Origin of the sequence: Streptomyces sp. NPDC015125 (assembly GCF_043080045.1) — a bacterium.
Taxonomy (GTDB): domain Bacteria; phylum Actinomycetota; class Actinomycetes; order Streptomycetales; family Streptomycetaceae; genus Streptomyces.
The window spans coordinates 61118-81360 of record NZ_JBIBVF010000033.1 but is presented as its reverse complement, the minus strand read 5'-3'; the positions used below and the strand labels follow the sequence as shown (position 1 = coordinate 81360).

The 20243-nt window shown below is 71.1% G+C and carries 17 protein-coding genes and 1 pseudogene; 8 read left to right on the top strand and 10 right to left on the bottom strand.

The window, feature by feature from the left end:
- Window positions 1–128 (top strand): DUF397 domain-containing protein (locus ACF088_RS39685; RefSeq protein WP_392380877.1); only part of this gene is annotated, 128 nt, incomplete at its 5' end.
- A 111-nt stretch (window positions 129–239) separates the two neighbouring features.
- On the top strand, window positions 240–449 hold the full coding sequence (locus ACF088_RS39680; RefSeq protein WP_392380852.1) for a DUF397 domain-containing protein: 210 nt from the start codon (window positions 240–242) through the stop codon (window positions 447–449).
- Between the two features lie 354 nt (window positions 450–803).
- On the opposite strand, the pseudogene ACF088_RS39675 reads toward ACF088_RS39680, so the two are convergent.
- The 5 genes and pseudogenes from ACF088_RS39675 to hydA form a co-directional block, all read right to left on the bottom strand.
- Window positions 804–980: pseudogene (locus tag ACF088_RS39675) on the bottom strand (transposase); the annotation flags it as partial.
- A gap of 15 nt (window positions 981–995) precedes the next feature.
- Complete coding sequence (murJ, locus tag ACF088_RS39670; protein WP_392380851.1) at window positions 996–2816, bottom strand: murein biosynthesis integral membrane protein MurJ; 1821 nt, start codon at window positions 2814–2816, stop codon at window positions 996–998.
- A 369-nt stretch (window positions 2817–3185) separates the two neighbouring features.
- Window positions 3186–4784: an NCS1 family nucleobase:cation symporter-1 gene (locus ACF088_RS39665; RefSeq protein WP_392380850.1), complete on the bottom strand. Its 1599-nt coding sequence runs from the start codon at window positions 4782–4784 to the stop codon at window positions 3186–3188.
- Window positions 4785–4949: 165 nt separating this feature from the next.
- Window positions 4950–5951, bottom strand: coding sequence for a TIGR03842 family LLM class F420-dependent oxidoreductase (locus ACF088_RS39660; protein WP_392380849.1), 1002 nt, complete (start codon window positions 5949–5951; stop codon window positions 4950–4952).
- A gap of 11 nt (window positions 5952–5962) precedes the next feature.
- Window positions 5963–7372, bottom strand: coding sequence for a dihydropyrimidinase (gene hydA, locus ACF088_RS39655; RefSeq protein WP_392380848.1), 1410 nt, complete (start codon window positions 7370–7372; stop codon window positions 5963–5965).
- A 366-nt stretch (window positions 7373–7738) separates the two neighbouring features.
- Between hydA and ACF088_RS39650 the strand changes: the two genes are divergently transcribed.
- On the top strand, window positions 7739–8623 hold the full coding sequence (locus tag ACF088_RS39650) for an ABC transporter substrate-binding protein (protein ID WP_392380847.1): 885 nt from the start codon (window positions 7739–7741) through the stop codon (window positions 8621–8623).
- Between the two features lie 76 nt (window positions 8624–8699).
- Here the strand turns inward: ACF088_RS39650 and ACF088_RS39645 are convergent, their stop codons facing one another.
- Together ACF088_RS39645 and ACF088_RS39640 are read right to left on the bottom strand one after the other, a co-directional pair.
- A complete protein-coding gene (locus ACF088_RS39645; protein ID WP_392380846.1) occupies window positions 8700–10022 on the bottom strand; it encodes an aspartate aminotransferase family protein in 1323 nt (440 codons plus the stop codon).
- Window positions 10019–10861 (bottom strand): nitrilase-related carbon-nitrogen hydrolase, encoded by an 843-nt coding sequence (locus tag ACF088_RS39640; RefSeq protein ID WP_392380845.1) that lies wholly within the window; start codon window positions 10859–10861, stop codon window positions 10019–10021. The genes ACF088_RS39645 and ACF088_RS39640 overlap by 4 nt, the downstream gene beginning before the upstream one ends.
- A gap of 168 nt (window positions 10862–11029) precedes the next feature.
- On the opposite strand from ACF088_RS39640, the gene ACF088_RS39635 reads away from it, so the two are divergent.
- The 3 genes from ACF088_RS39635 (at window position 11030) to ACF088_RS39625 (ending at window position 13750) form a co-directional block, all read left to right on the top strand.
- Window positions 11030–11461, top strand: a complete 432-nt coding sequence (locus ACF088_RS39635; protein WP_392380844.1) for a MarR family winged helix-turn-helix transcriptional regulator — start codon at window positions 11030–11032, stop codon at window positions 11459–11461.
- Window positions 11458–13029: an MFS transporter gene (locus ACF088_RS39630; RefSeq protein WP_392380843.1), complete on the top strand. Its 1572-nt coding sequence runs from the start codon at window positions 11458–11460 to the stop codon at window positions 13027–13029. The genes ACF088_RS39635 and ACF088_RS39630 overlap by 4 nt, the downstream gene beginning before the upstream one ends.
- Before the next feature lie 166 nt (window positions 13030–13195).
- A complete protein-coding gene (locus tag ACF088_RS39625; protein WP_392380842.1) occupies window positions 13196–13750 on the top strand; it encodes an isochorismatase family protein in 555 nt (184 codons plus the stop codon).
- A gap of 80 nt (window positions 13751–13830) precedes the next feature.
- Here ACF088_RS39625 and ACF088_RS39620 read toward each other — a convergent pair whose 3' ends face one another.
- A complete protein-coding gene (locus tag ACF088_RS39620; RefSeq protein ID WP_392380841.1) occupies window positions 13831–15318 on the bottom strand; it encodes an amidase in 1488 nt (495 codons plus the stop codon).
- Window positions 15319–15474: 156 nt separating this feature from the next.
- On the bottom strand, window positions 15475–15654 hold the full coding sequence (locus tag ACF088_RS39615; RefSeq protein ID WP_392380840.1) for a gamma-glutamyltransferase: 180 nt from the start codon (window positions 15652–15654) through the stop codon (window positions 15475–15477).
- 373 nt (window positions 15655–16027) lie between these two features.
- Here ACF088_RS39615 and ACF088_RS39610 point away from each other — a divergent pair, with 373 nt between their 5' ends.
- Window positions 16028–16774: a hypothetical protein gene (locus ACF088_RS39610; protein WP_392380839.1), complete on the top strand. Its 747-nt coding sequence runs from the start codon at window positions 16028–16030 to the stop codon at window positions 16772–16774.
- A gap of 297 nt (window positions 16775–17071) precedes the next feature.
- Entirely contained in the window at window positions 17072–18172 is a 1101-nt protein-coding gene (locus ACF088_RS39605) for a calcium:proton antiporter (protein WP_392380838.1), read from the top strand.
- A gap of 107 nt (window positions 18173–18279) precedes the next feature.
- Here the strand turns inward: ACF088_RS39605 and ACF088_RS39600 are convergent, their stop codons facing one another.
- Window positions 18280–20214: an APC family permease gene (locus ACF088_RS39600; protein WP_392380837.1), complete on the bottom strand. Its 1935-nt coding sequence runs from the start codon at window positions 20212–20214 to the stop codon at window positions 18280–18282.
- Window positions 20215–20243: the final 29 nt, after the last annotated feature.

The following is a 20243-nucleotide window of genomic DNA, read 5'->3' as shown; positions in this document are numbered from 1 at the left end:
ACGCAAACGCCCACGGCACCGTTCCCGTCCGGGACAGCAAGAACCCCAACGGACCGGCCCTGACGTTCGAGCCGACAGCGTGGACGGCGTTCGTCACCGGCGTGCAGGCAGGCGAATTCCCCGCGTAGCGCGCACGCCGAAACGGGGAAGGCCCTCTCCCGGTCTTACGAGGTACTCACCGCTTCAGCCCTGGCGCGTGACGTGTCCACCCTCATGGTCCGCAAGCTTTTGGAGGCATCGTGACCCCCCTGACTCACCCCTGGGTCAAGTCCAGCTACAGCAGCCAAGACGGCGGCGACTGCGTGGAGTGGTCCCCGGCGCACGCAAACGCCCACGGCACCGTTCCCGTCCGGGACAGCAAGAACCCCAACGGACCGGCCCTGACGTTCGAGCCGACAGCGTGGACGGCGTTCGTCACCGGTGTGCAGGCAGGGGAATTCCCCGCGTAGCGCGTACGCCGAAACGCAGACGCCCCCTCCCGGATGCCCAGACGCTGTTGGCCAATCCGGGGCCAGCGTGACGACGGCCTGCACGACCCCGTTGGGGTAGGGCAGGCCGTCGTCGTGTTCAGGGGTGGGTTCGTGTCGTTGCGTGGGGTGGAGTTGGCGGAGCTTCCGGAGGAGACGGCGAGGGTGGCACGCGCGGTGTTTCCGAAGGGCTGTCCGGCGATGCGGATGCGTGAGTGCTCGGGCCGGTCTTCGCTGACGCTGAATTCGAAGAGCCGTTCCCGATGCGGAGGCGGGCAAGCGGCAGCGCACGGACGCCACGCAGGTGATGGGCGCGGCCAGGACCTGAACCGGTCGCCAGGCGCAGCCGGAGGTCGCCACGAAGATGATCGCAGCCAGGACTTCCCGATCCCCATGCCTCCGTCTGCCGCCACCGGGTGGCCTCGTCGGAGCTGGCGGCACCACGCGTCGAAACAGCTTCCACAACTCATCCGGCACCATACGCAGCACAGTCACCAAACCACCGTCTCCCATCCAGCAGCCTGAAACTCAGCGGCCGAGGCGTCCTCGAACCATCCCGACCATGGCGCTGACTTCGGGCAGTCGCATGAGGTGAGCGATGGCAGTGAAGACACCGAGCAGGACGCTTCCGCCGGCGAGCAGTGCTACCAGCGAGCCCGGGGCACCACTGCCGAGGGCCCTGGTGATCGCGTAGGCCACTCCTCCGCCGGCCAGGGCCGCAGGGGTCGCGGCTGCGACAAGACGAGCGTAGGTACGCAGGACGCGAGGGCCGTCCAAGTCGCCACCCAGGCTCCTGCGCAGTCGACGCCAGGCAACTCCCACACCCACCGCGTAGGCCAGGCCGTAAGAGGCAGCCATACCAGCTACGGCCCAGCGGGGGCTGAGAACGGCGAAGCACAGTCCGGAAGCGACGGCGTTGACCACCGCGACGATGACGGTGTTGAAGAAGGGCGTGCGCGTGTCCTCGTAGGCGTAGAAGCCGCGCAGTACGACGTATTGCACCGAGTAGGGAATGAGTCCCAGGCCGAAGGCCATCAGGACGTAGCCAATGCCGCGGGCGCCCTCGGCCCCGGAGCCGGCGTAGAGCAGCGTGGCCATCGGTACGCCCAGCGCCAGGAAGGCGAAGGCGCAGGGCACAATGGCGACGGCTGAGGTTCGCAGGCCGTACGAGATGTCGTCGCGGACCGCTGCCGAGTCCCCGTCCTGGGCCGCGCGGGAGATCCGCGGCAGGACGGCGGTCATCACGGACACGGTGATGATGGCTTGCGGCATCTGCCACAACAGCAGGGCGTAGTTGTAGGCGGTGATGCCGGAGCCAGTGTGTCCAGACTGTTCGGCGAGGGAGCCCGCCTTGGTGGCGAGCTGGGTGACGACGATCAGGCCGAGCTGGTTGGCAAGAACGAACAGGAGCGTCCATTTGGCCAGGCCCAGGGCCTTGCCGAGGCCCTGCCCCCGGAAGTCGAAGCGCAATCGCAGTCGGAAGCCGGCATCGCGCAAGTACGGGAGCATGGCGAGGGCTTGAACGGTGAGGCCGAGCAGGGTGCCGAACCCAAGGAGCCGTACCCCATCGGGGGTGACGGTTGAGGGGCCGACACCGGAGTCGGTGAAGGAGCCGAAGGCCCAGATGAAACTGCCGAAGGACGCGATGATCACCAAGTTGTTGAGAACCGGGGTCCACATCATCGCGCCGAAGCGGCCGCGGGCATTGAGGATCTGTCCGAGCACCACATGGGCGCCCATGAAGAACATGGTGGGCAGGCAATACCGGGCGAAAGCCACAGTGACGGCCATCCGCTGCGGATCAGAGGCGATGTCCGGCGACATCATGCGCACCAAAAGCGGGGCGGCCAGCACGCACAGTGCCGTGATGCCCACCAGGACGACCACGACCAGAGTGAGCAGACGGTTGGCGTACGCCTCGCCACCGTCGTCGTCCTTCTGCATGGCCCGCACGAGTTGCGGAACGAAGACCGCGTTCAGTGCGCCGCCGCCGACCAGCACGTAGATCATCGTGGGCAGGACGTTGGCAACCTGGTAGGAGTCGTTGAGCGTGCCGACACCGACCGCCGCAGCCATGACCAGAGTGCGGAGAAAACCCGTGATACGGGAGACGATCGTGCCCGCCGCCATCACGGCGCTGGACTTCATCAAGCCCGAAGAGTCCCCGGCTCGTTGCCGCTCCGGGCTCGGCTCGGGAGCATCAAGGGTGGCTGAGCTGCTCGGCCCAGGCTCATGGGGAGGCTCGGTCGAGTGCATGTTGGCAGCAGGTGGACGCAGTCGGATCGTGTCGTCCGCCGGGGAGTTGGCTTCCGGCCCCCAGCCGTCGTTCTGGTCGTACGGCGCCTTCATGCCTGCCCACCTTGTCAGCCCCAGCCCGTCAGCTGTCCGTCATTGTTTCGACGGGACACTCTTTCACCTGGCCCCTGACGACCCAACACTTCACCTGGTGAGCGCAGCGTAGGGACAGCATTACCGATGGCGGGACAGCGAAGGGCCCACCCTGCCTGAAGCCGAACATGCAGCTCTCGGGCCAATGATGGCGCCCGTTCGCCGACCAGGCCCACCAGCCACGCCTCCCGCGCATCCTCCGCCCGGTTGATGATCTGGCGCCGGAAGTCCAGGACAGACCGGGCGCCCTGCCGACTCCACCGGTCCAAGCGGTAACTCCGGAGCATCCCCACTTCGCCTGTGGAGACGGCCGCCAGAGCCCGGTCGTGGTCAGGCCGGCGGGTTGGCTCCTCCGGATGCCCGGGTGGCTCGGCCGGGGCCCCGGGTGGCCCGTCCGGATCCCGTGGCCATCAGCAGCGTGTAGAGCGTCAGCGCGGTGGCCAGGCCCACTGCCCAGCCGTAGTCGGCCAGGGGTTTGAGGAACGGGAGGAGACCGTGGGCGGGGAAGGGGCCCTTGCCGGGCCGGGAGTAGGAGCCGCCCACCGCCAGCAGGCCGCCGACGAGGAAGGCGAGGACGGCACGCCAGTTCCAGCCGGCCGTGTACCAGTAGCGGCCGCCGGGGCGGTAGAGGTCGGCGAGGTCGAGGACGGTACGGCGGATGATCCAGTAGTCGGCGATGAGGATGCCGGCGACGGTACCGAGCAGCCCGCCGACCACGCCGAGCCAGGTGAAGATGTACAGCTCGGGGGTGGCGGTGAGCTTCCACGGCAGGATGATCACGCCGATCACGCCCGTGATCAGCGCGCCCGTACGGAAGTTGATGAGTTTCGGTGCCAGGTGGGCCAGGTCGTAGGCGGGTGAGACGACATTGGCGGCGATGTTCACGGAGATCGTCGCGATCAGGACCGTGACCAGGGCGAAGAGCAGGCCGAAGACACTGTCGGACTTGCCGGCCAGCGCGACCGGGTCCCAGATCGGCGCCCCGTACACCGCCTGTGAGCCGGAGGTGACCAGTACGGAGAGCAGGGCGAACGCCGTCATCGTGGTGGGCAGCCCGAGGGACTGCCCCCAGACCTGGGCCCGCTGCCCGGCCCCGAAGCGGGTGAAGTCGGGGATGTTCAGGGACAGGGTCGCCCAGAAGCCGATCATCCCCATGAGGGACGGGAAGAAGACCTGCCAGAAGTCCTTGCCCCAGCCCAGCGCGCTCGGCTGGTCCAGCAGCGGTCCAAACCCGCCCGCCTTGGCCGCCATCCATCCGAGCAGTACCAGGGCGCCGACCAGGACGAAGGGTGCGGCCCAGTTCTCGAAGCGGCGCAGGGTCTCCATACCGCGGTGGATGATGGCGAGTTCGACGGCCCAGAACACCAGGAAGCAGAGCCAGAGGGTCCAGGGGTAGCCGCCGATGGACGTCGCCTTGGCCCAGTCGCCGCCGAAGATCTTGCCCAGCAGGATGTAGATGCCCTGGCCGCCGATCCAGGTCTGGATACCGAACCAGCAGCAGGCCACGGCGGCCCGCACCAGCGCGGGCAGATTGGCGCCGCGCAGCCCGAATGACGCCCGCGCCAGGACGGGGAAGGGGATGCCGTACTTCGGGCCCGCATGCCCGGTGAGCAGCATCGGGACGAGGACGACGAGGTTCGCCAGCGCGATGGTGAAGACCGCCTGTTTCCAGTCCATGCCCAGTGCGACCAGGCCGGAGGCGAGGGTCCAGGAGGGGATGTTGTGGGCCATGCCGATCCACAGGGCGGTGAAGTTGTAGGTGGTCCAGCGGCGTTCGGAGAGCGGTACGGGGCGCAGGTCGGCGTTGACGTACCGGCCGTGTGCGGCGATGGCGCCCGGGGCGGGTTCGACGCGGCCGTCCGGGGCGGTGACCTGGTCCGGGGACGTTATGGGGAGTTCCGGCGGCACGGGTGAGGGGGTCGCGGACATGCGGGGGCCTTTCGTCCGGGTGCGGGCCGCCCGGGTGGTGGCCGGGCGGCGCGGCATGTCATCGGTCGTGGCGCCCGGTCGGCGGGGCGACCACCGTCGACCGCTGGAACGCTCGCCGGGGCGCCACGCCGCATGCGGTGTGCACCGCCCCGTGCCGGTGCCCGTTCAGTCGGCGAACGCGGGGAGGATCTCCGCTCCGTAGGCGTCGATGGTGGATTCCTTGGCGTCGTGCATGGCGTAGAGCGCGAACTGGTCCACGCCCAGCGCCTGGAGCTGCCGCAGCTTGTCGATGTGCGCGGCGGCCGGGCCGAGCAGGCAGAAACGGTCGATGACCGCGTCCGACACAAAGCCGGCGTCAGGGTTGCCCGACCGGCCGTGGTGCGCGTAGTCGTAGCTCTCCCGGGATTTGATGTAGGCGGTCAGCTCGTCCGGCACCATGCCGGAGTGCTCGCCGTAGCGTTCGACGAGGTCGGCGACGTGGTTGCCGACCATGCCGCCGAACCAGCGGCACTGCTCGCGGGCGTGGTCCAGGTCGTCGCCCACATAGGCCGGTGCGGCGACACAGATGGTGAGGTCGGCGGGGTCGCGGCCGGCGTCCGTCGCGGCGGTCCGAACGGCCTTGATCATCCATTCGGTGAGGAAGGGATCGGCCAGCTGGAGGATGAAGCCGTCGGCCAGCTCGCCGGCCATGGCGAGGGCCTTGGGCCCGTAGGCGGCCATCCATACCGGGAGCTTGCCGTCCTTGATCCAGGGAATCTTGATCCGGTGGTCGCCGACGTACGCCTCCCGGCCCTCGGCCAGATCGCGGATGACGCCGATCGCCTGGCCCAGCCGGGCCAGGGTGTTGGGCGGCCGCCCGGCCACCCGCATCGCGGAGTCGCCGCGGCCGATCCCGCAGACGGTGCGGTTGCCGTACATCTCGTTGAGGGTGGCGAAGGTGGAGGCGGTGACCTCGGGGGCGCGGGTGGAGGGGTTGGTGACCATCGGACCGACGATCAGTCGCTCGGTGTGTTCCAGGACGCGGCTGTAGAGGACGAACGGTTCCTGCCACAGCACGGTCGAGTCGAAGGTCCAGCCGTAGCGGAAGCCGTTGCGCTCGGCACGGCGCATCAGGGACACCACGGCGGAGGAGGGCGGGTCGGCCTGCAGAACAACTCCGAAGTCCACGGTGGCGCTCCTTAAATGAGGTACTGACATGTGCCACGCGGGATGTACTGCCCGTGCCCCGCGCGTCCGGTGAACTCCCGCCGGTCGATGACGAGTTCGCCCCGCGAGAGGACCGTTTCGACCTGTCCGGTGAGCTGTTTGCCCTCGTACGCCGAGTAGTCGACGTTCATGTGGTGGGTCTCGGCCGAGACGGTCTGCCGGGCGGTGGGGTCGTAGAGGACGAGGTCGGCGTCGGCGCCGGGGGCGATGGTGCCCTTCTTCGGGTAGAGGCCGAACATCCGGGCCGGGGTGGCGCAGGCGATCTCGATCCAGCGGCGGCGGCTGATCCGGCCCTCCACGACGGCCTGATGGAGGAGATCCATCCGGTTCTCCACTCCGGGCATCCCGTTGGGGATCTTGGAGAAGTCGCCGCGGCCGAGCTCCTTCTGCCCTTGGAAGCAGAAGGGGCAGTGGTCGGTGGAGACCACCTGGAGGTCGTTGGTACGCAGTCCGCGCCACAACGCCTCCTGATGCTCACGGGGCCGCAGCGGCGTGGAGCAGACGTACTTGGCGCCCTCGAAGTCCGGCTCGGCGAGGTTGTCGGTGGACAGGAACAGATACTGCGGGCAGGTCTCGCCGAAGACGTTCAGCCCCTTGTCGCGGGCCTGCGCGATCTCGGCGAGGGCTTCCTCGGCGGAGACGTGGACGACATAGAGCGGTGCGCCGGCCACCCGCGCCAGCTGGATGGTGCGGTGGGTGGCCTCGGCCTCCAGGAGGACCCGGCGGACCTCGCCGTGGTAGCGGGGGTCGGTCCGGCCCTCGGCCAGCGCCTGTTCGACCAGGACGTCGATGGCGATGCCGTTCTCGGCGTGCATCATCACCAGTCCGCCGTTGTCGGCGGAGCGCTGCATCGCGCGCAGGATCTGTCCGTCGTCGCTGTAGAAGACGCCGGGGTAGGCGGTGAACAGCTTGAAGGAGGTGACGCCCTCCGCCACCAGGAGGTCCATCTCCTTGAGCGTGTGCTCGTTGACGTCCGAGAGGATCATGTGGAACGCGTAGTCGATGGCGCACTGGGCGTCGGACTTGGCGTGCCAGGTGTCCAGGCCGGCGCGGAGTGACTTGCCGCGGGACTGGACCGCGAAGTCGATGAGGGTGGTGGTGCCGCCCCAGGCCGCGGCGCGGGTCCCGGTCTCGAAGTTGTCGGAGGAGAAGGTCCCGCCGAAGGGGAAGTCCAGGTGGGTGTGTGCGTCGACGCCTCCCGGGATGACATATCTGCCGGTGGCGTCGAGGATGCGGTCCGCCGCCTCTCCCCAGCCCTCCGCGGTGGAGCTGCCGTGCGCGGCGAGGGCGGCGATCCGCCCGTCCTCCACCAGGACATCGGCGTGGATCTCATCGGCGGCTGTGATCACCAGTCCGCCCCGGACGACCGTACGGCTCACCATCCTGCTCCTTCCACACCAGCGACATCGGCGGCACGGGAAGGCGGAGCCGACGCGCACCATCCCCTCGGCAGGTCCGCTCCGCTGACGCCACGCCACAACCGGTCTACACCCGTAGATCGCGGTCGAGAAGGAGACCGTAGAAGCATGTCACCCACGGTGGCAATACCGTGACCGTTAATCAGCGGAGACGTTCGTGTTGCGCCGACGATCATCTGGACGGTTCAACGCGGGGACCGGCCGCCGCGGCCGGGGCGCCCGCCGGAGGGGTGCGGGGGTGGCCCGTTGGGCAGATATGCGCCGACGCCGGCGGGCAATCCTCGCGAGCGCCACAGCATCCTGGCGGACGATGCAGAGAGGCGAGAGGGCATGGAGCACAGCACACCGTGGGAGTTCTCCGACGACCGGGGGCGCCTTGCGGTGGCCGGGGACCGGCCGTTGCGGATCGTGGCGTACATACAGGCGGGGGCGACGCTGTGGGACCACGGCATACGCCCCGTGGGGCTCTTCGGGTCCCAGCACGACGGCGCCGCCCCCGACCCCGCCAAGGGCGGCGAGCTGCCGCTCGCGGAGATCCCCTACCTGGGCTCGGGGGGCGCGCTGCACCCGGACACCCTGCTGGAGGCGGAGCCGGACCTCGTCGTGGCCGTGACCTATGACGGCGAGCAGGTCTACGGCCTGGAGCAGAAGACCGCGCTGGAGCTGGAGACGCATGTCCCGGTGGCCACGGTCGCGGTGGGCCCAGGGCGGAGCCTGGCCGGGGTGCGCGAACGGTTCGCGGCGCTGGCCGGTTCGCTGGGGCGGGGTGAACCCCTCGGCGCCGCCCGCGAGTTGGACACCGCGGAGGACGCCCTGCGGCAGGCGACGGGCGGCTCGATACGGCCGCGGGTACTGGCGTTGTCGCCCGCCGGGCCGGAGCGGGTGCATCTGGCCCGGCCCAGCTCCTGGCCGGACCTGCGGGCGCTGACCGAACACGGCGTCGGACTGCGGGAGCCGGCCACGGGCGCCGGGGTGAACTGGTCCACGGTCGGCTGGGCGGAGGCCGCGGCGATGGCCCCGGACATCGTGCTCATGGACGTACGGGTCAATGCCGCCCGGCCGCAGGAGCTCCGGGCCGACGAGCACTGGCGCGCGATCGAGGCCCGGGCCCGGCTGCTGCCGTGGAACCCGGAGGCCCCGTGCAGCCGGCGCGCGCACACCCGGTTCTTCACCCTGCTGGCCGACACGGTGCGCGAGTGGGCCGGGACGGAGTGAGGCGCGCCGGGGCCCGCCGCGGGTGAGCGGGGGCGTCCCTCTCCGCGAAGCCCCCGCCCGGTCCGTGCGATGTCGGTTACGAGACGGCCGGCATCCCCTGCACCGACCGCAGCGCGTCCGCGAGCAGCTCCGCGCCCTCTTCCGCCTCGGCGACCGTCAGCGTCATCGGGGGTGCGATCCGCAGCGAGGCTCCGCCCTGGCCGCCCTTGCCGACCAGCAGACCCCGTTCTCTGGCGGCCTCCACGACCAGCGAGGCGGCCTCGGGTGAGCGCTCGTCGGTGCCGGGCCGGACCAGTTCGATGCCGATCATCAGGCCGCGGCCGCGCACTTCCCGTACGAGATCGAGGCCGGCCGAGACCGCCCGCAGCCGCTCGATGAGCAGGCCGCCGACCCGCCGGGCGTTGCCCTGGAGGTCGTGTTCGAGGAGGTAGCCCAGGTTGGCGAGGCCCGCGGCCATGGTGACGGGGCTGCCGCCGAAGGTGGAGATGGAGTTCGCGGAGAGCGAGTTCATCACCTCGGCGCGGGCCACCACCCCGCCGATGGACATGCCGTTGCCGATGCCCTTGGCGAAGGTGAGCAGGTCGGGCGGGCCGTTGCCGTCGTGCGCCTGCCAGCCCCAGAAGTGGTCGCCGGTGCGGCCCCAGCCGGTCTGCACCTCGTCGCTGATCCAGAGGATGCCGTGCCGGGCGAGCACCTCGCGGAACGCGGCGAAGAGGCCGTCCGGCGGCATGGTGAACCCGCCGACGCCCTGGACCGGTTCGGCGATCAGCGCGGCGATGCCGCCCGCGGTCTGCTGGAGCATGTCCTCCAGGTCGGCGACGCAGGCGGCGATGTACGCGGCGTCGCTCAGCTCGGCGTACGGGCCGCGGCTGCGTACCCCGCCGTGGACGTAGAGCGTCTGCAGCGGGGAGAGGCTGGTCGGGGACCAGCTCTGGTTGCCGGTGATGCCGACGGTGGAGAACGACCGGCCGTGGTAGCTGTTGCGCATCGCCAGGATCTGGTTGGAGCGGCGGTGCGTGGTGGCCAGCAGCAGGGCCGCGTCATTGGCCTCGGTACCGGAGGTGGTGAAGAAGACCCGCGCATCGGGGATGCCGGAGAGCGCCACGATCCGCTCCGCCAGCTCGACCATGGGGCGGGAGAGGTAGAGCGTGGAGGTGTGGATGATGCGGCCGGCCTGCTCGCTGACGGCCTTGGTCACCTCGGGCAGTGCATGGGCCGTCATGGTGGTGAGGATGCCGCCGAAGAAGTCGAGGTAGCGGTTGCCTTCGGCGTCGAAGACGTGGCGGCCCTCGCCGTGGGTGAGTTCGAGGGGCCGCTCGTAGTAGAGGCTGAGCCAGGAGGGCAGGACGGCCTGGTGGCGGGCGTGCAGGCTCGCGGGGTCATGGGGGCTCGGGGTCATGGCTGCACCAGCCCGTCGTATGCGTCGGGGCGGCGGTCTCGGTAGAACGCCCACTGCTGGCGGACCTCGTCGATCAGATCGAAGTCGAGGTCGCGGATGACCAGTTCCTCCTTGGAGTCGCTGGCGACGTCGCCGACGAACCGGCCCCGGGGGTCGACGAAGTAGCTGGTGCCGTAGAAGTCGTTGTCGCCGTACTCCTCGACGCCGACCCGGTTGATCGCGGCGATGAAGTACTCGTTGGCGACGGCCGCCGCGGGCTGTTCCAGCTGCCAGAGGTAGGCGGACAGACCGCGGGAGGTGGCGGAGGGGTTGTAGACGAGCTGAGCGCCGTTGAGGCCCAACTGCCGCCAGCCCTCGGGGAAGTGCCGGTCGTAGCAGATGTAGACACCGATCTTCCCGACGGCGGTGTCGAAGACCGGCCAGCCGGCGTTCCCCGGCTTGAAGTAGTACTTCTCCCAGAAGCCCTTGACCTGCGGGATGTGGTGCTTGCGATAGGTGCCCAGGACCGTGCCGTCGGCGTCGATGACGGCCGCGGTGTTGTAGTAGAAGCCGGACTGTTCGACCTCGAAGACCGGGACGACGATGACCATGCCGGTCTCGCGGGCGAGGTCCTGCATCCGCCGTACGGTCGGCCCGTCGGGCACCGGCTCGGCCCAGCGGTAGTGCTCGGGCTCCTGGACCTGGCAGAAGTACGGAGCGTTGAAGACCTCTTGGAAGCCGATCACTTTCGCGCCCTGCGCGGCCGCCGCTCTGGCGTACTCCTCATGCTTCGCGATCATCGATTCGGTGTCGCCGGTCCAGGTCGCCTGGACCAGTGCGGCACGCACAACATCGGCCATGAGCTGCTCCTTTGTCGATGCGTCAGCCTGCAGCCCGCGCGGGATCTACGCGTGTGGAGGCGACCGTAAGCCCCGTCATGCACCGTGGCAAGACCATCTCCGTGTGGCGCGTCCGGGATATCGACAGGCAAACTTGCAAGTTTGCCTGTCGATATTTACGCTGGAGATATGCCGGAAAAGGACCAGGAGCGCCTGGCGACGGAGCTGAGCAGCACCGTCTCCCTGCTCATGCGACAGCTGCGCGCCGCCTCGCCGCACGGGGAGCTCACCCCGACCCAACGCGCGGTGATCGGCCGGATCGACACCGACGGCGAGGCCACCATCGCCGCCCTGGCCCGCGCCGAGCTGGTCCGCCCGCAGTCGATGCGGCTGACCGTCGGGGCGCTGGAGGAGCGCGGCGTCCTCACCCGCAGCCCGCATCCGACGGACGGACGGCAGGTGGTCTTCTCACTCACCGAGGAGGGCCGCCGGATGCTCGCCGTCGTACGGCAGGCCAAGCACAACTGGCTGGCGCAGGCCATCGCCGACCGACTGACCCCCCAGGAGCAGCAGACCCTGGAGTCGGCCACCGCACTGATACGGCGGCTGATGCCGGAATGAGCAGCGGAACGAGTACCGGGCCGAACGGCTCCTCCGCTCCCGGACGAGGCGGCACGCCGGAGGCGGTCGCGGCCCCGGCGGCCGTCACCGCCCTGCAGGACACGGGCTCGCCCGCCACCCCAGCGGCCCCGGCCGGACCCGGCGCGGCCACCGGCTCCGGCCGTGCCTTCGGCCCCCGGCTGATGGCGCCCCTGCTGCTCGGCTCGCTGCTGAACCCCATCAACTCGACGATGATCGCCACCGCCCTGGTGGCGATCGGCCAGGACTTCCACGTCGGTGCCGCCGACACCGCCTGGCTCATCTCCGCGATGTACCTCGCCAGCGCGGTGGGCCAGCCGTCGATGGGGCGGCTCGCCGACCGCGTCGGGCCCCGCCGGGTGTTCCTCGCCGGTGCGCTGACCGTCTGCGCGGCGGGCGTCATCGGGGCGCTCGCGCCCACCTTCGGGCTGCTGATCGTCTCCCGGGTCGTGCTCGGGATCGGCACCGCGGCGGCCTACCCCGCCGCGATGGCGGTGCTGCGCGCCGAGTCACGGCGGACCGGGCGCCCCACGCCCCGGCAGGTGCTCGGCCGGCTCTCGCTCGCCGCGCTGAGCAGCGCCGCCGTCGGCCCCACGCTCGGCGGACTGCTCGCCGCGACCGCGGGCTGGCGCGCGGTGTTCGCGGTCAACATCCCGCTCGCGCTGCTCGCCCTGATCGGCGCGCTCGCCTGGCTCCCGGCCGACCGGAAGGACACCCGGCCGGGGCGCGCCGGGCCGGGGCGCGCCGGGTCCGTCTCCGGTTCCCTCGACCCGCTGGGCATCGCGCTGTTCGCCGCGGCACTCACCTGCGCCATGGTCTTCCTGCTGCGCCTGGAGGACCCGCAGTGGCTGCTCCTGGCACCGGCCGGGGTGCTCGCAGGCGTCCTGGTGTGGTGGCAGCTACGCCATCCGGAGCCGTTCCTCGATCTGCGGATGCTCGCCCGGCACGGCGCCCTGGTGCGCTCCTATCTCCGCCAGGGACTGACCTATCTCGTCATCTATTGCGTGCTGTACGGCTTCAGCCAGTGGCTGGAGCAGGCGTACGGCGCCTCGTCCTTCCAGGCCGGGCTGATCATGCTGCCGATGTCCCTGGCGGCCGCGGTCTGCTCGATCGTGGGCGCCCGGACCAAGGGCATCCGCGCTCCGCTCACCCTCGCCGCGCTCTGTCTCGCCCTGGGCAGCGCGGTCTTCCTCCTACTGCAGGGCACCGGCCCGCTGGTCGCGCTGCTGTGTGCCGGGGCGCTCTTCGGCATCCCCCAGGGCCTGTCCGCCACCGGCAACCAGGCCGCCGTCTACGCCCAGGCCCCGGCCGACGGTGTGGGCGCGGCCGCCGGGCTCCAGCGCACCGCCCAGTACCTCGGCGCGATCACCGCGTCCGGCCTCCTCGGGCTGCTCTACGGGCAGCGCGCCTCGGACGCCGGGCTGCACGAGATCGCGCTGATCGGCATCGTGCTCGGCTTGCTGCTGCTCGCTCTGACCCTCGCCGACCGCAGCCTGCGGGCCGGGGCCACCGCCACCGCAACGGGAACCGGAACCGGGAACGGGAACTGAAACGGGAACAGGAACGGCGACTGAAACCGGCAGGCACCGGCCCCGGCCACCGCAACGGCCGCACCCGCAACACCGCGGTATCAGCAGCACCTGCAACACCCGCAACACCGCAGTACCCGCAGCACCTCCCCCCCCGTCACCACCCGCCACCACACAAGGAGCACCCATGCCCGCCACCACCCTCGACACCACAACCGCCCTGGTGCTGATCGACCTGCAGAAAGGCATCGCCGGCCTGCCCGGTGCGCCGGTGCCCTCCACCGAAGTCGTCGAACGGGGCGCACGGCTGGCCGCCGCGTTCCGTGCGCGCGGGCTGCCGGTCGTCCTGGTGAACGTCACGGGCGGCGCCCCGGGCCGTACGGAATCCGCGCGGCCGGCCGCCAGCCCGCCCGCCGACTGGGCGGAGCTGGTGCCCGAGCTCGACCGGCAGCCCGGCGACATCATCGTCACCAAGCAGCAGTGGGGCGCCTTCCACGGCACGAACCTGGATCTGGAGCTGCGCCGACGCGGGGTGACCCAAGTCGTCCTCGCCGGCATCGCCACCAGCATCGGGGTGGAGTCCACCGCCCGTGCCGCGCATGAACACGGCTACCACGTCACCCTCGCCACCGACGCGATGACCGACCTGGACGCCGACGCACACCGCAACAGCCTGGAGAAGATCTTCCCGCGGCTGGGCGAGACCGATACGACCGAGGCGCTCCTCGAACTTCTGGGCTGAGCGCGGGGGCGAGCATGTCGGGGGCCCCGTACACCGCGGGCATGTACGCCTCGGGGAGGTGCGTCTCGGGGAGGTACGTCTCAGCGGCGTGCACCGTCGAGCGGCGCCGGATGCCCCGCAGGCCGCCGCTCGTGCCAGCGCAGATCGTCCTGGAGCTGGGCGGCCAGCGAGATCAGTCGCGGCTCGCCATGGGCCGGGCCGAGCAGCTGGGCGCCCAGCGGCAGACCGCCGGCGCTGAATCCGGCGGGGACGCTCACCCCCGGCCAGCCGAGGACGTTCCACGGCCAGGCGTACGGACAGGCGGCGATCATGGCCTGATCCGTACGCCAGCCGCTGAGCTTGGCCAGCGTGCCGATCCGAGGGGGCGGGGTGGCGGTGGTCGGTGTCAGCAGGACGTCATAGGGGCCGAACAGCGCGCCGATCCGGCGCTGTTGGCGCCGTTCGACGGCCCGTGCCCGGCGCAGTACGGGTCCGCCGAGCAGCCGGCCCATCCGCGCCGCCTCCCGCGTACGGCGGTCCAGAAGGGTGCGGTCGGGGACCCGGCCCGCCCACTCCCCCACCCCGGCCGTGGCGCGCGGGACGAAGGCCAGTCCGACCAGCCCGTAGTCCGGCTCCGCTTCTTCCACGAAGTGCCCCAGCCGGGCCAGGGTGCGGGCCACGCCCGTCACCGCATCCCGGACATCGGGGTGCAGCGGCTTGGGGGTGAAGGTGAAGGCGGCCTTCCACGACAGCGCGATCCGCAGCCGGCCCGGATCGCGGCCGGCCGCCTCGCGCGCCGCGATGGCGGGCGGCCGGTGCAGATCGCCGTCGTGGTTGCCGCTGGCCACGTCCAGCAGCAGCGCCGCGTCCTCGACCGTACGGGCCAGCGGTCCGATGCCGGTGATGCCCTGGAAGGACTCCGGGTCCGGCCAGGTGGAGATGCGGCCGCGCTGGGGTTTGATGCCGACGAGATGGGACCAGGCGGCGGGGATACGGACCGAACCGGCGCCGTCGGTGCCGAGCGCTGCGGGTACCAGCCCGGCCGCGACCGCGGCGGCCGATCCGCCGGAGGAGCCGCCCGGGGTGTGGGCGAGGTTCCAGGGGTTGCAGGTGTTGCCGAAGGCCGGGCCCTCGGTGAACGGCCACTGTCCCAGTTCGCAGGCGTTGGTCTTGCCGACGATGATCGCCCCGGCGGCGCGCAGCCGGCGGACGACCTCGGCATCGCGCTCCTTGGGCGGGAACTCGCCGGCGCAGCCGAACGCGGTGGGCTCGCCCGCCACATCGGTGTCGTCCTTGACGGCGACCGGCACCCCGAGCAACGGCAGCCGCTCCCCGTGCGCCAGCCTGCGGTCGGCCTGTGCGGCCTCCGCCATCGCCGCCTCGGCCCGTACCCGCCGGAAGGCGTTGACATCGGCCTGGGTGGCCTCGATGCGCTCCAGCGACCGCCGTACCAGCGCGGTCGAGGTCACCCGCCCCTCGGCCAGCGCCCGCGCCTGCTCGGCGAGGCCTTCCCACTCCCCGGCGGTGGCACCGATGCGCCGGGCCGGAGCCGGCCCGGTCCCGCTGTCCTGGCTCTCGTCAACGCTCACGCTGCGTGCCCTCCCTGGAACCGCTCATTCGAACGAACGGTCCCAGGAGGCTAATCGTCACGGCGAGGGCCATCAATGATGCCGCGCGGTGCGCCACATCGACGACACACGGACGGCACACAGCGGCCCGCCGTGTTCCGGTGGTGTGACGCCCAGTCACGAACCTGGAGCGCGACGAGCGGTGCACGCCGTGACGAGACGGGCGGTGCACGCCGTGACGACCGGTGAACGCCCCTTGCCGAGCCGCCCGATGCCCGGGGAGGAGGGCTCGGTGACACCGAGGGCGGCGGCGGTGGCGGCCGCCGCGTCCACGGCGTTGCCGCCCTGTTCGAACACCGAGATACCGGCGGCGGAGGCATCCTCGTCGACGCGGAGACGGCCCCGCCATAGCCGCCGGCGACCGGCGTCTTCTCCGGTGTGGCGGTGGCGGCGCCGTCCCGGACCGCGGGAGCCGACCGGGCGGGCTCGGCGGGTGCGGCGGGTGCGGCAGGGGCGGCAGGGGCGGCAGGGGCGGCAGGGGCCGGAGCCTGCTCGGCCCAACAACCCGTGGACGGAGGGGATTTCGCCTGCCACCGCCCTGGTGACGGCATGGATCAGCTACCCCCTTTCCGTACCGAATCAGGTAGGCCGGTACGGACCGGGGCAAGCCGCCCCGAGCCCCCGCCCCGCCCTCGAACACCCACCCGGCGAGCCGCTACGCTCCCCGGCCATGGACGACACCCTGCTGCTCCTGACCGCGGCGGCCGTGGCCCTGATCGTGGGCCTGGCGGCCGGCTGGGCCGTGCACTCGGCGACGGTCCGACGGAAGCTGAACCGCGAGCAAGGCTTCTTCGGGCTGCCGGACGGTTCGGAGTGCGTGCTGGTCACCCACCGGGACAGCTCCTCGGCGCACTGGAGCATCCCCCGTCATGACGCACTGGCACTGCTCGGGCTGGCCGCGGTGATCGAGAACTGCGGTGCGCACCCCGAGGTGGCCCCGCACGACACCGGCCTGCAGGGCTTCGGGGCGCGCACCGAGTTCTGTGTCGGCGACCCGACCGCGCACCGGCGGCTGGCGGCCCATCTGGCCAATCTGCTGCCGGGTGTCACCGTGCACCCGGGCGACGAGTCCGGCGCGGGCCGCGGCACCTTCACGATCGGCGGCACGGTGTACCGGATGGAGCCCGGCGCGGTCGAATATGTCCTGCTGGCGCGGCTGACCGCCGGTGAGGGCGGCGACCGCCCGGTGTTCCTGGCGGCCGGCCAGCGGCCGGTCACCCACCGGGCCGCGGTCCGCCATCTGGTCCGCAACCGGGCCCGGCTGGCCCGTAAGCACGGCACCGACGGCCAGTTCTGTCTGCTGCTGAAGGTGGTCAACTCGCAGGCGTACGGGCCCGATGTCGTCGAGCTGGTCGCCGATGTCACCAAGGCCGCGCTCACGGCCGCGGAGCCGAAGGGCCACCGGGCGGCGGCCTGAGACCGGCAGTCCGGCGGTCCGGCAGACCGGCAGTCCGGCGGTCCGGCAGACCGGCAGTCCGGCGGTCCGGCAGACCGGCAGACCGGCGATCCGGCAGACCGGCAGACCGGCGATCCGGCGGTCCGGCAGTCCGGTCGCGGGCAGGCCGGTCTCCAACGGGCCGAACGCCCATCCGCCCGTCCGCCCCTCTTCCCGTCCGCCCCTCTGCCCGTCCGCCCATCCGCCCCCTCCTCCCTTCCCGGTCCGCCCCGGCGCACCAACGGGCAGCCGCCCCGGCGTTCTGCCAAGCTCGGAGGCATGATCGCCGGCCTCCGCTCACCCGTCCTGCACTGGACCGGTGTGCTGCCGTTGCTGGCGGTGGTGCTGCTGGCCCTGACGTGGGGGCGCTCGCTGCCGGTCGCCCTGGTGGTGCTGGTGTCGTGCTTTCTGGCCGGGGCGGTACTGGCCTCGGTGCATCACGCGGAGGTGATCGCGCACCGGGTGGGCGAGCCGTTCGGGTCACTGGTCCTGGCGGTCGCGGTGACGATCATCGAGGTGGCGCTGATCGTCACGCTGATGGCCGACGGCGGCAACAAGAGCGCCGCGCTGGCCAGGGACACCGTCTTCGCGGCGGTGATGATCACCTGTAACGGCATCGTGGGGCTGTCCTTGCTGGTCGGCTCTCTCCGGCGCAAGGTCGCCGTCTTCAACGCCGAGGGCACCGGCGCGGCGCTGGCGACGGTCACCACGGTGGCGGGTCTGAGCCTGGTCCTGCCGACGTTCACGACCAGCACGCCGGGGCCGCGGTTCTCCACCCCGCAGCTGATCTTCGCCGCACTGGCCGCGCTGGTCCTCTACGGCCTGTTCGTGACCACCCAGACGGTCCGGCACCGGGACTACTTCCTTCCGGTGACCACGTCCGGCGAGGTGATTCACGGCGAGGACCATGCGGACCCGCCCTCGGCGCCGGCCGCGCTGACCAGCCTCGGACTGCTGGCGCTGGCGCTGATCGCGGTGGTCGGCCTGGCCAAGGCGGTGTCACCGGCCATCGAGTCCGGTGTGGCCGCGGCCGGTCTGCCCTCGTCCGTGGTGGGCATGGTGATCGCGCTGCTGGTCCTGCTCCCGGAGACCATCGCGGCGGTCCGCGCGGCGCACCGTGACCGGGTGCAGACGAGCCTGAATCTGGGCCTCGGCTCGGCGATGGCCAGCATCGGCCTGACCATCCCGGCCGTCGCACTGGCCACCGTCTGGCTGCCGGTCCCCCTGGTCCTGGGCCTGGGCGCCAGCCATACGGTGCTGCTCGCCCTGACCGTGGTCGTCGGCACCCTGACCGTGATCCCCGGCCGCGCCACCCCGTTGCAGGGCGGCGTCCATCTGGCCCTGCTGGCCGCGTACATCGTGCTGGCGGTCAGCCCGTAGCGCGAGGGGCGCGCCGACCGGGCAGGTGCCTGTCCGAGCTGCCCGCCCTGCTGAGCCTTGCCAGGCCCTGCCAGGCCCTGCCAGGCCCTGCCAGAGAATGTCTCCCCCTAGGCTCTGCCGTCGCGCACCCTGACCGACGGGAGCCGGTAGGGCACGCTGACCACCGTCACCCCCGGCGTGAACAGCAGCCGCGCCTTGAGCCGCAGTGCGCTCTGGTTGTGCAGCGGCTGTTCCCACCAGCGCCCGACGAGGTATTCGGGGATGACGACCGTGACGGCGCCGCCCGGATGCCGTGCACAGACGCCCAGGACGTAGTCGATCACCGGCCCGGTGAAGTCCCGGTAGGGCGCACTGAGCACCTGCAGGGGTACGTCGATGTCATGGGCGTCCCACTGCTCGCGCAGCCCCCGCACATCGCCGGGATCGATCGCGACGATCAGCGCGTCCAGTGAGGTGGGGCGCATCGCACGGGCATAGCCGAGGGCCTTGAGCGTGGGCGCGTTCAACGCGCTGACCAGCACCAGGACATAGTTTCCGGCCGGCTCCCAGGGCCGCGCGTCCGGGGCGACCGCCACCTCCCGCGACACCCGCGCATAGTGCTGGTGCACCGCGCGCATCCCCATGAAGAGCAGCGGCATGGCGATCACCACGATCCATGCGCCGTGCGTGAACTTGGTGATCAGGACGACGACCAGGACCACGCCGGTGAGTACCGCGCCGACCGCGTTGATCGCCTGGGAGCGCCGGTGCCGGACCCGTTCCCGGGCCGGCAGCCCCCGTTCGGCGAGTACGGTCCGCCAGTGCCGGACCATGCCGGTCTGGGAGAGCGTGAAGGAGACGAAGACGCCGATGATGTAGAGCTGGATGAGGTGGGTGAGTTCCGCTTTGAACAGGATGATCAGCCCGATGGCGGCCAGCGCGAGCAGCATGATGCCGTTGGAGAAGACCAGCCGGTCACCGCGGTTGTGCAGCTGCCGGGGGACATAGCGGTCCTCGGCGAGGATCGACGCGAGCATCGGGAAGCCGTTGAAGGCGGTGTTGGCGGCGAGGATCAGCACCCCGGCCGTGAACGCCTGCAGCAGATAGAAGAGCAGGGTGATGTCGCCGAAGGTGGCCCGGGCGATCTGGGCGAGCGCGGTGGCGGTCGGGGTGTTCGGCGGCAGCCCCAGTTCGGTGGGCTCCACCGCGACGTGCACGTCGTAGAGCATGGCCAGGGCCGTGATCCCGGCGAACATGGTGACGGAGAAGAACCCCATGATCAGCAGCGTGGTGGCGGCGTTGCGGCTCTTCGGTCTGCGGAAGGCGGGCACCCCGTTGCTGATCGCCTCGACACCGGTCAGGGCGGTGCAGCCGGAGGCGAAGGCCCGCATCCCCAGCAGGACCAGTGCCAGGCCCGTGTAGTGCGAGACGGCGTGCAGCGGCAGATCCGCGGACTGGGCGCGGGGGGTCGCGCCGGTGGCGATCCGCACTGCCGCGAACGCGAACATCAGATAGATGAAGAAGACGAACCCGTAGGTGGGGACGGCGAAGACCCGCCCCGATTCCCGGACACCGCGCAGGTTCATCAGGGCCAGCAGCGCCACGAACCCGACGGACAACGCCACGTCATGGCCGCCGAGCGACGGAATCGCGGAGGTGATCGCGGCGACGCCGGAGACGACGGACACCGCGACGGTGAGCACATAGTCCACGAGCAGCGCACTGGCGGCGGTGAGCGCCGCGTTTTGCCCGAGATTCCGCGCGCTGACGATGTAGGCCCCGCCGCCCCCTGGGTACGCGTAACAGGTCTGCCGGTAGGACGCCACGACGACGACCAGCACCAGCACGATGGCGGCCGCGGCGTACCAGGTCAGAGGGAGCAGAGCGATTCCGCCGAGGCCGACGACCAGCAGGATTTCCTCGGTGGCATAGGCGACCGAGGACAGCGGATCGCTGCAGAAGATCGGTAGCGCCAGTCGCTTCGGCAGCAGCGTCTCGCCGAGCCGCGCACTGTCCAGCGGACGGCCCACCATCATCCGCTTCGGCCTGAAGAATGGACTCATAGGCGGACAAACTATGGGCCGCCCGGCGG

Bases quoted from the DNA above. Each gene is read 5' to 3' on its own strand.
- murJ (WP_392380851.1), bottom strand. From the start codon at position 2,816: ATGAAGGCGCCGTACGACCAGAACGACGGCTGGGGGCCGGAAGCCAAC.
- ACF088_RS39665 (WP_392380850.1), bottom strand. From the start codon at position 4,784: ATGTCCGCGACCCCCTCACCCGTGCCGCCGGAACTCCCCATAACGTCC.
- hydA (WP_392380848.1), bottom strand. From the start codon at position 7,372: ATGGTGAGCCGTACGGTCGTCCGGGGCGGACTGGTGATCACAGCCGCC.
- ACF088_RS39650 (WP_392380847.1), top strand. From the start codon at position 7,739: ATGGAGCACAGCACACCGTGGGAGTTCTCCGACGACCGGGGGCGCCTT.
- ACF088_RS39645 (WP_392380846.1), bottom strand. From the start codon at position 10,022: ATGACCCCGAGCCCCCATGACCCCGCGAGCCTGCACGCCCGCCACCAG.
- ACF088_RS39640 (WP_392380845.1), bottom strand. From the start codon at position 10,861: ATGGCCGATGTTGTGCGTGCCGCACTGGTCCAGGCGACCTGGACCGGC.
- ACF088_RS39635 (WP_392380844.1), top strand. From the start codon at position 11,030: ATGCCGGAAAAGGACCAGGAGCGCCTGGCGACGGAGCTGAGCAGCACC.
- ACF088_RS39630 (WP_392380843.1), top strand. From the start codon at position 11,458: ATGAGCAGCGGAACGAGTACCGGGCCGAACGGCTCCTCCGCTCCCGGA.
- ACF088_RS39625 (WP_392380842.1), top strand. From the start codon at position 13,196: ATGCCCGCCACCACCCTCGACACCACAACCGCCCTGGTGCTGATCGAC.
- ACF088_RS39610 (WP_392380839.1), top strand. From the start codon at position 16,028: ATGGACGACACCCTGCTGCTCCTGACCGCGGCGGCCGTGGCCCTGATC.
- ACF088_RS39605 (WP_392380838.1), top strand. From the start codon at position 17,072: ATGATCGCCGGCCTCCGCTCACCCGTCCTGCACTGGACCGGTGTGCTG.
- ACF088_RS39600 (WP_392380837.1), bottom strand. From the start codon at position 20,214: ATGAGTCCATTCTTCAGGCCGAAGCGGATGATGGTGGGCCGTCCGCTG.